General features: G+C 68.8%; 7 protein-coding genes. All 7 read left to right on the forward strand.

What is annotated here, in order from left to right; all coding sequences use genetic code 11:
• Positions 1-14: 14 nt before the first annotated feature.
• The 7 genes from dapE to eccE all read left to right on the forward strand — a co-directional run bounded on the left by dapE (position 15) and on the right by eccE (position 8,154).
• On the forward strand, positions 15-1,091 hold the full coding sequence (gene dapE, locus VE172_RS09440) for a succinyl-diaminopimelate desuccinylase (RefSeq protein WP_324800351.1): 1,077 nt from the start codon (positions 15-17) through the stop codon (positions 1,089-1,091).
• Complete coding sequence (locus VE172_RS09445; protein WP_324800353.1) at positions 1,088-1,804, forward strand: LOG family protein; 717 nt, start codon at positions 1,088-1,090, stop codon at positions 1,802-1,804. Before dapE ends, VE172_RS09445 begins: the two co-directional genes overlap by 4 nt.
• 255 nt (positions 1,805-2,059) lie before the next feature.
• Positions 2,060-2,890 (forward strand): serine protease, encoded by an 831-nt coding sequence (locus VE172_RS09450; protein WP_324800356.1) that lies wholly within the window; start codon positions 2,060-2,062, stop codon positions 2,888-2,890.
• A 445-nt stretch (positions 2,891-3,335) separates the two neighbouring features.
• Positions 3,336-3,782, forward strand: coding sequence for a hypothetical protein (locus tag VE172_RS09455; protein WP_324800358.1), 447 nt, complete (start codon positions 3,336-3,338; stop codon positions 3,780-3,782).
• Positions 3,783-3,809: 27 nt separating this feature from the next.
• The gene (locus VE172_RS09460) at positions 3,810-5,534 is read left to right on the forward strand and encodes a collagen-like domain-containing protein (protein ID WP_324800360.1); all 1,725 of its coding nucleotides are present in this window, start codon (positions 3,810-3,812) and stop codon (positions 5,532-5,534) included.
• A 97-nt stretch (positions 5,535-5,631) separates the two neighbouring features.
• On the forward strand, positions 5,632-6,804 hold the full coding sequence (locus VE172_RS09465) for a S8 family peptidase (protein WP_324800362.1): 1,173 nt from the start codon (positions 5,632-5,634) through the stop codon (positions 6,802-6,804).
• A gap of 87 nt (positions 6,805-6,891) precedes the next feature.
• Positions 6,892-8,154, forward strand: a complete 1,263-nt coding sequence (gene eccE, locus VE172_RS09470) for a type VII secretion protein EccE (RefSeq protein WP_324800363.1) — start codon at positions 6,892-6,894, stop codon at positions 8,152-8,154.
• Positions 8,155-8,326: the final 172 nt, after the last annotated feature.

Here is an 8,326-nt window from a genome sequence, read left to right on the forward strand (position 1 = left end):
TATCGTGTTTGCCCGTGGTGGCACTATCCGAAGCTCAGCTGGCTGACCCCGTCGCGCTCACGCGCGCCCTCGTCGACATCGAATCCGTGTCGGGCGACGAGAAGACGATCACCGACGTCATCGTGGCGGCCCTCGACGGCCACGCGCACCTGGACGTCCAGCGCGACGGCAACGTGGTGGTGGCCCGCACCCGGCTGGGCCGCGACACCCGGCTGGCGCTGGCCGGGCACACCGACACCGTGCCGCTGCACGACAACTTCCCGTCCCACACCGACGGCGACATCATGTACGGCTGCGGCACCTGCGACATGAAGTCCGGCACCGCGATCGCGCTGCACCTGGCCCACACCCTCACCGACCCCGTCTACGACCTCACCTATGTCTTCTACGACTGCGAGGAGATCGAAAGCGAGCGCAACGGCCTGGGCCGCCTGGCCCGCACCCGTCCCGACTGGCTGGCGGCCGACTTCGCGTTCCTGCTGGAGCCCAGCCACGGCGAGGTGGAGGCCGGCTGCCAGGGCACCATGCGCGTCGAGGTACGCACCCACGGCAAGCGGGCGCACTCGGCCCGCAGTTGGTTGGGGGACAACGCCATCCACCGCGCCGCGGACATCCTCCAGCGGCTGCGCGACTACGAGGCCCGCACCGTGGACATCGATGGATGTCGCTACCGCGAGGGGCTGAACGCGGTGCGCATCTCGGGCGGCGTCGCCGGCAACGTCATCCCCGACGCCTGCGCCGTCGAGGTGAACTTCCGCATCGCCCCCGACCGCTCCATCGACGACGCCAAGCGCCACGTCGCCGAGGTGTTCGACGGCTTCGACCTCACCGTCACCGACGCCGCGCCCGCCGCCTCGCCGGGCCTGTCGGCGCCCCACGCGCGCGAGTTCCTGGCGGCCGTTGGCCGCGACCCGGTCGCCAAGCTGGGCTGGACCGACGTGGCGCGCTTCGCCACCCTGGGCATTCCCGCGGTCAACTTCGGCCCCGGCGACCCGAATCTGGCCCACACCAAGGACGAACACGTGTCGTGCGCCCGCATCATCGAGTGCGCCGACACCCTGCGCGACTACCTGACGGGAGCCGGACGATGACCGCGCCACGCCCCAAGATCACCTCCGAAGCGCACCTGCTGGACACGGTCCACCGCCACGAGTGGAAGCAGAAGGACGCGTGGCGGGCGCTGCGCATCCTGTCGGAGTTCGTCGACGGCTTCGACACGCTGTCCGATGTGGGCTCCGCGGTGGCGGTGTTCGGTTCGGCGCGCACCAAGCCCGGCAGCGAGGAATACGTGCTGGCCGAACGGGTCGGCGCCGCCCTGGCCAAGGCCAACTTCGGCGTCATCACCGGCGGCGGGCCCGGCGCCATGGAGGCCGCCAACCGGGGCGCCCGCCAGGCCGGGGGAGTGTCGATCGGGCTGGGCATCGAGCTGCCCTTCGAACAGAAGCTCAACGACTTCATCGACCTGGGCCTGGACTTCCGGTACTTCTTCATCCGCAAGACGATGTTCGTCAAGTACGCCCAGGCGTTTTGCGTGCTGCCCGGCGGCTTCGGGACCATGGACGAACTGTTCGAGGCGCTCACTCTGGTGCAGACCAAGAAGGTCACCCGCTTCCCGGTGGTGCTGCTGGGCACCGAGTTCTGGGGCGGCCTGATCGGCTGGCTGCGCGAGCGGATGCTGGTCAGCGGCAAGATCGCCGAGGCCGACGTCGACCTGATGCTGGTCACCGACGACGTGGACGAGGCCGTGGCGCACATCGTGTCCGAATGCGACTACCTGCGCGAGAACGGCCAGATCAAGGACTGAGCGCGACGCCGCGTCCACATTATGGGATCGATGTCCGTTGTGTGCCAAGGGCCGCCGCCACGGCATTCGCCCCACTGGTCGCACGCCGTCCGATATGTCCGTCACGACGCGTCGTCAATAGGTAACTCTCCATATATAAATATCAATTAATACTTACCTGGTATTGCCGCTGCGCCCGAGAGTCAATTATGTTGTCTGGGTAACTGTGGCGCGCGGCTCATACCGCTCGCTGACCCCTTCGAAGGAGAACTTCCCGTGAAGCTCAAGACAAAGAGGCTCGCGATCCTCGGCGCTGCCGCCGTGGCCGCTGGCGCTCTCGCTGTCGGGTACGCGTCCCTCCCGGCACAGGCCGACGACTCGCACAGCGGTAAAGGCGTCCACGAAAAGGTCGTTGGCGGCGAGCCCGCCAAGGACGGAGAATTCCCGTTCATCGTTCGCATGTTCTCGGACGGCTCCGAGCTGTGCGACGGTTCCATCATTCGTCAGGACGTCATCCTGACCGCCGCGCACTGCGCGGCCGCCGTCAACAACAAGCCCGACGGCGTGACCTTCAAGTACGGCGCCAACAAGGTCAGCCAGCTGACCAAGGAGGTCAAGGCCACCGACATCAAGGTGTCGGCCAACTGGGACGACAACTCGATGAAGGACGACTGGGCGGTCTTCAAGATCGACACCCCGATCACCGACGTCGAGCCGGTCACCCTGGCCGCCGACGACAGCAACGACAAGGGCGACCAGACGATCATGGGCTGGGGCTCCACCTCCGAGGGCGGCGACCAGTCGGACGACCTGATGAAGGCCACCGTCCCGGTCGTCGACGACGAGACCTGCAAGAAGGCCTACGACACCCTCGACGCGGCCAGCATGCTGTGCGCCGGTAAGGACGAGGGCGGCGTGGACACCTGCCAGGGCGACTCCGGTGGCCCGATGGGCGTCGTCGGTGACGACGGCAAGTTCACCCAGACCGGCATCGTGAGCTGGGGTCAGGGCTGCGCCGAAAAGGGCTTCCCGGGCGTGTACGGCCAGGTCAGCTACCTTGCCAAGGACATCAACGCCGCCGCTGACGGATTCGGAGGCGGCCAGTAGACGCTCATTCCGACCCCGGTCCCCCGTGACCGGATAGGAGCAGCGGATTCACTCCGAAGCCGCCACGAACCCACCCGGTTCGTGGCGGCTTTTCGGTGCCGTCTCGCCGGGCGAGCGGCGGCACATTTGCGCCATTTGGAGGGTTATGTGGCTGTTACGCAGCGGATATGACGGCCTCCGTCCACACTTCGGCCACAATTAGGTTCGCGTAGAGAACGCCTGGAATTCACGACATTCGTGTCAATCGCGGCGAATCGCGGGGGTCACGCCCACGTGTGTCGCAAATGGTCGCGCGCAGGGTTTCGGTTCGATAACAACTGTGGTGGGGTGGCACGAAACCGGGAGAGACAGCGTCGGCGAACTGGGCTAGTCTTACGCCAACCACTGATGGATTTCCCTCACGGCGCTCCGCGTCGTGCCATTGACTCATGTGGAGCGATACGCGATGAACGATAAGATGCCCAAACGGGACGCCAGCACGATGGTGGACGTGTCCACCGTCTACGGCGTTGGAATGAACATGCAGAACGGTCTGCAGGACTACGACAAACAATCGCAGTACTGCGACACCAAGTTGACCAACGCCGGCCCCAAGGGCGGTGTGGTCCCCCTGGGGCGCGACCCGAGGTACCTCGGCGTGCAGACCGCTGTCAGTTATCACAGCACCTGCATGGAGTCGGCCAAGAAGCTGGCGCAGGACTTTCGCACGGGGACGGACCGACTGGCTCGCATCACCCGCAAGATCACCCTGGAGCTCAACTACACCGATGAGCAGGGTGGCGCCAACCTCGACCTCAAGAAGCTCTGTGATGTCACGGGGCTGCCGGAGAAGGTCGAAGATCCGGATGAATACGGCGGTGCGGCACCGCACGGCCCGATGCGAGCGGTCTAGTAGGACTTGAGGACGAAGGTGTGAACCATGGCTAGCGACTACGACAAGCTGTCGCTTGACGACATGCTCCATATGGTCAACTCTGATGACCTTGAAAAGATGCCCGATCAGGCTCAAGGCTGGAAAGACATGTCCGACATGTTCCAGCAGTCGATCACGCAGCTTGAGGGTGACTCCGGCAGTGCGAAGAAGTCGTGGACCGGTAAGGCCGCCACGCGCTACTTCGAAGAGACCGATCGGACTCTCACGTCAATGCGGGAGGCCCAGAAGAAGGCGCTGGGCAACCACGACGCGTGGAACGTGGTGTACACGGCCGCCACGCAGGCCAAGAAGGCGGTCAATGATCAACACGATCAGTGGACCACCCATCACGCGACCCTGGCGGCCAATGCCAAGGCGAAGGCCAAGCAGACGATCAGCGACCACCCGCACGTCACCAACGCCGATAGCGGCGAACTCACCGACGCGCAGGTGAAGGCGGCCCGCGAGCCCTACGAGAAGGCGGCTCGTACGGCGCTGACCACTCACTCGGCGACCATCGAGGACCAGTTCGTCAACAAGATCTGGGACCCGGGCACGGCAGCGGACTACACCCCGCCGCCAGACCCCGGCAAGGTGCCGCCGTTCCCCGGCCCGCCCAGTGGTGGCAGTGGCGGCGGTGGAGGCGGCACCCGCACCGGCGGAGGCTCGCGCACCACCAACGTCAACACCCCGAACTCTCCCAACACCCCCGAGCCGCCGCCGGTGCTGACGACACCACCACCGACGCCGGTTCCCACACCGACCCCGACGCCGACGCCGACCCCCACACCAACGCCGACGCCGATCCCCACCCCCATCCCGACGCCGATTCCGCGTCCGATCCCGACCCCGCGACCGACTCCCATCCCGGAGCCGATCCCGGAGCCGACGCCGACCCCGCGTCCGACGCCGACTCCGCGTCCCACCCCGGTGCCGCGGCCGACGCCGCGACCGCCGGTACGGACCGGACCGCCGATCGAGGAGGGGCCGGTGGGACCGCGTCCCCCGGGACGCACCGTGAACCCGGTCATCGGCAAGCGTGCCGGCGGTCCCCGCGGCATCGCGGGCGAGGAGCCGATGCCCAACGGCCGCGGCATCGCCAACGCGCAGCGTCCGAACCCCGTGGTGCGCAACGTGAACCCGAGGGTCATCGGCGGCCGCAACGGCCTGCGTGGCCCGGCCGGCGAGCCGATCGAGGGCGCTGGCCCCCGCACCGGCGTGCCGGGCAGCCGAGTCGGACGGATGGGTCCGAACATGAAGGCCGGCATCGCCGGCAAGGACACGCGCGGTGTCTTCGGCACCCGTCAGTCCAAGATGGCGCAGGCCGCCGAGGGCGAGATGCCCGGTGGAGCGCGGGCCGGTGTCCGCGCCCCGTCGATGCGCGCCAACAACACGGGCCTGAGCCGCGGAGTGATCCGGGGCGCCAAGGCCGGTGGGATGAGCGCCGAGGAGGGCATGAACTCGCGTGCCGGTGGAGCGGGCCGTTACGGTGCCGCCGCCGGTGCCAAGGGCCGCCGCAAGCAGGACGAGCGCGAGGCGACCCTGTCGAGCGACGGACCGCTGGACGACGTGTTCGCCATCGACCAGACGGTGGTCCCCGGAGTGATCCGCGGCCACGACGTCGACGACACCGAGCACACCGCGGGCCCCGCCGCCTTCGGTGAGCGTCCGGGCAAGAACGTCAAGAAGGACAAGAAGAAGGACTTCGACGCGGAGTGGGACGACTGGTAGGCCGTCAGACTCCCTGAGCGGCGTTGGGACCGACCGAAGCGACATCTAAGGTGGGTCCCAACGCCGTTTGCTATTGACAGACAAAGAAAGTGGCCACATGCGTACCGTTCGCCTCGTCGCGGCGCTCGTGTTGGCGGCCGGGTTCACGCTGGCCCTGCCGACCACCGCCCACGCCGATCAGACCCGAGACAGCCAGTGGTACCTGAACTCGCTGCACGTCACCGACGCGCAGAAGTTCGCGCAGGGCAAGGGCGTCACGATCGGGTTCATCGGGGGGACCGTCGACGCCACCCACCCCGACCTGGCCGACGCGGTGGCATCCACTCACGACTTCGGCGCCTCGGAGCAGGACAACGCCGAACAGTCCGGCACCGGCCCGGCCTCCGTCCTGGCGGGACGCGGCCACGGCGGCGACAAGGGCGTCCTGGGCGTCGCGCCCAAGGCGCAGCTCGCCCTGGCGTTTGTGGACACCGGCCAGGAGGACCTCGGCCGCCGCGGCGTCGAGATCGCCCAGGCCATGCAGTACCTGTTGGATCAGCACGTGGATCTCATCGTGGTCACCGTGCCGGCGCCCTCCGACAACACCGGCAACGTCCAAAAGCTCACCGACCAGGCCTACAACGACGACGTCCCGGTGATCAGCGCCTCGGGCGACCACGCCTCCGGCGTCAGCCCGAACGAGGCGTACTTTCCGGCCTCCAGCCGCCACGCCATCCCCGCGGTGGGCGCCACCAAGGACGGCAAGTTCTGGCCACGCTCGGTGCCGCCGACGCCCGACGGCGCCGACGAGCGCTCCCAGCCGTTGACCCTGGCGGCCCCGGCGGCGGGCATCGTCAGCGCCCGCGCCAACGGCAAGTACGGAACGGCCGACGGCACCGCCTTCGCCGCGGCGCTCACCGCGGGAACCTTCGCGCTGGTGAAGTCGCGGTGGCCGGACGTCACCTGGGACGAGATCGTCGGACACGTGATCGGCGCGGCCTCCAACGGCAACAAGTACGACGACAAGCTGGGGCACGGCGTCGTCGACCCCTGCAAGGCGCTCGGCTCGGCCTTCGGCTCCCACAAGACGGTGGGCCGCGAGGGCAAGTGCGTGCCCACCGCCGACGGCGACGCCGCGGTCGGCGGCCCGAGCGCGCACCGCGACAACACCGTGCTCGCCTCGGCGATCGGGCTGATCGGCGTCGCGGGCCTCGCGGCCCTGGTGCTCGCCGTGCGAGTGCGCGATCGCCGCGGATCATCCCGTACCGCCACGAACCAGGCACGCCCGTAGGGCCAGGCTGGCGAAGCTGGCGGTGTCCGCATACGATGAACCAGTTACCCCCGTCTTGCCTGTCCTGGAGGGCACACCTTTATGACGATGGTGCACGCACCCGCCGCTCGCGGCACGGCGGCCGTTGCCGCCAAACGGCAACGCGCCGACGAGTCGGTGTCCTTCACCGCCCACAACAACGGGCGCCTCGGCCCATTCACGCTGGTGCATCTGTTCGCCGTGGAACTGGCGATCGGGATCGGCGCCGGCGTCTACACCCTGAACCAGCACGCGCCCATGAACAAGGCCCTGCCCTGGTACATCGGGGCGGGCGTGGCGGTCGTGCTGGTCCTGCTGCCGGTGTTCCTGCGCGGCGGGGGAGTGTGGCTGTACCAGGCGATCCCGATGCGGCGCCGCCTGGCGGGCCGCCGCTACCAGCCCGGGCTGTCCAAAGAGGTGATCCACGGGATCGCCCCGGACCTGGGCATCGTGGGCATCGTGGAGCGCGACACCGACATCGGGATCGGCCACGACGACGGCGGATGGTTCGCCGCGCTGGCCATGGGCGGCGTCGACGGGGTGACCGAACCGGTGCCGCTGAACCGATTGGCGCGCCTGTTCACCGAGTCGGGGGTGCCCGTGTCGGCGATCCAGGTGGTCGGGCACACCGTCCCCATCGGGCTTTCGGGCCACGACGGCAGCGCCGCCTCGCGGTCCTATCAGGAGCTGCTCAACGGGCTGCCCGCCGTGGTGCACCACACCAGCTGGCTGGCTGTCCGCATGAACACCGAGGACGCCATGGACGCCGCCGCCGACCGCGGCGGCGACATCGACGGCGTCCACAAGGCGCTGGCGGTCACCGTCAGCCGGGTCGGCAAGCTGCTGCGCAACGCGGGCGTGGAGAACCGGGTGCTGGACGCCGAGGGGCTGCGCGACATGTTGCTGCAGTCGCTGGGGCTGACCGCCACCGACATTCCCGCGGGGCAGCAGCGGATCGGCGAGTCCTGGCAGCTGTGGCAGGGCGACGGCCTGCAACACGTGACGTACCGGGTGACGCGCTGGCCCACCGACGAGCAGACCCTGCGGCACCTGATCGACGTGCTGGCGGCGGTGCCCGCGGTGTTCACCACCGCGTCGGTGACGTTGCGCCCCGGCACGGTGGAGACGCGCGACCCCGACGGGCGGCCCACCGATCGACGGGTCGAAGTGGACTGTCTGATTCGGATCACGGGCGACGCGCAGACCTCGGCGGCGGGCAACGCCCGCGTGCGGGGTGCCGCCGAATCCCTGGGGGCGAAACTGGAACGACTGGACGGCGAACAGGGCCCGGCGGCGTACGCGTCCGCCCCCACTGGAGGAGGCTCGCAATGAGTCAGCAGGGAAACAACGACCGTCCCGAAGACCGCGAAGAGGACGAGCGCGGAGGCGACGGGCAGCGCGGTTCGGACTCCTCGGCGCCCAAGACGCCGCCCGGGCCGTTCCCTCCCCGCGGCCCCCGTCCGCCCCACAGCTCCTACCGCTCCAGCGCGGCCGTGCCGCCGCC

The sequence above is a fragment of the Stackebrandtia sp. genome, from assembly GCF_035643755.1.
Taxonomy (GTDB): Bacteria; Actinomycetota; Actinomycetes; order Mycobacteriales; family Micromonosporaceae; genus Stackebrandtia.

Excerpts from the sequence above, each read along its gene's own strand:
- VE172_RS09460 (WP_324800360.1), top strand. The coding sequence starts at position 3,810 with ATGGCTAGCGACTACGACAAGCTGTCGCTTGACGACATGCTCCATATG.
- VE172_RS09465 (WP_324800362.1), top strand. The coding sequence starts at position 5,632 with ATGCGTACCGTTCGCCTCGTCGCGGCGCTCGTGTTGGCGGCCGGGTTC.
- VE172_RS09445 (WP_324800353.1), top strand. The coding sequence starts at position 1,088 with ATGACCGCGCCACGCCCCAAGATCACCTCCGAAGCGCACCTGCTGGAC.
- VE172_RS09455 (WP_324800358.1), top strand. The coding sequence starts at position 3,336 with ATGAACGATAAGATGCCCAAACGGGACGCCAGCACGATGGTGGACGTG.
- eccE (WP_324800363.1), top strand. The coding sequence starts at position 6,892 with ATGGTGCACGCACCCGCCGCTCGCGGCACGGCGGCCGTTGCCGCCAAA.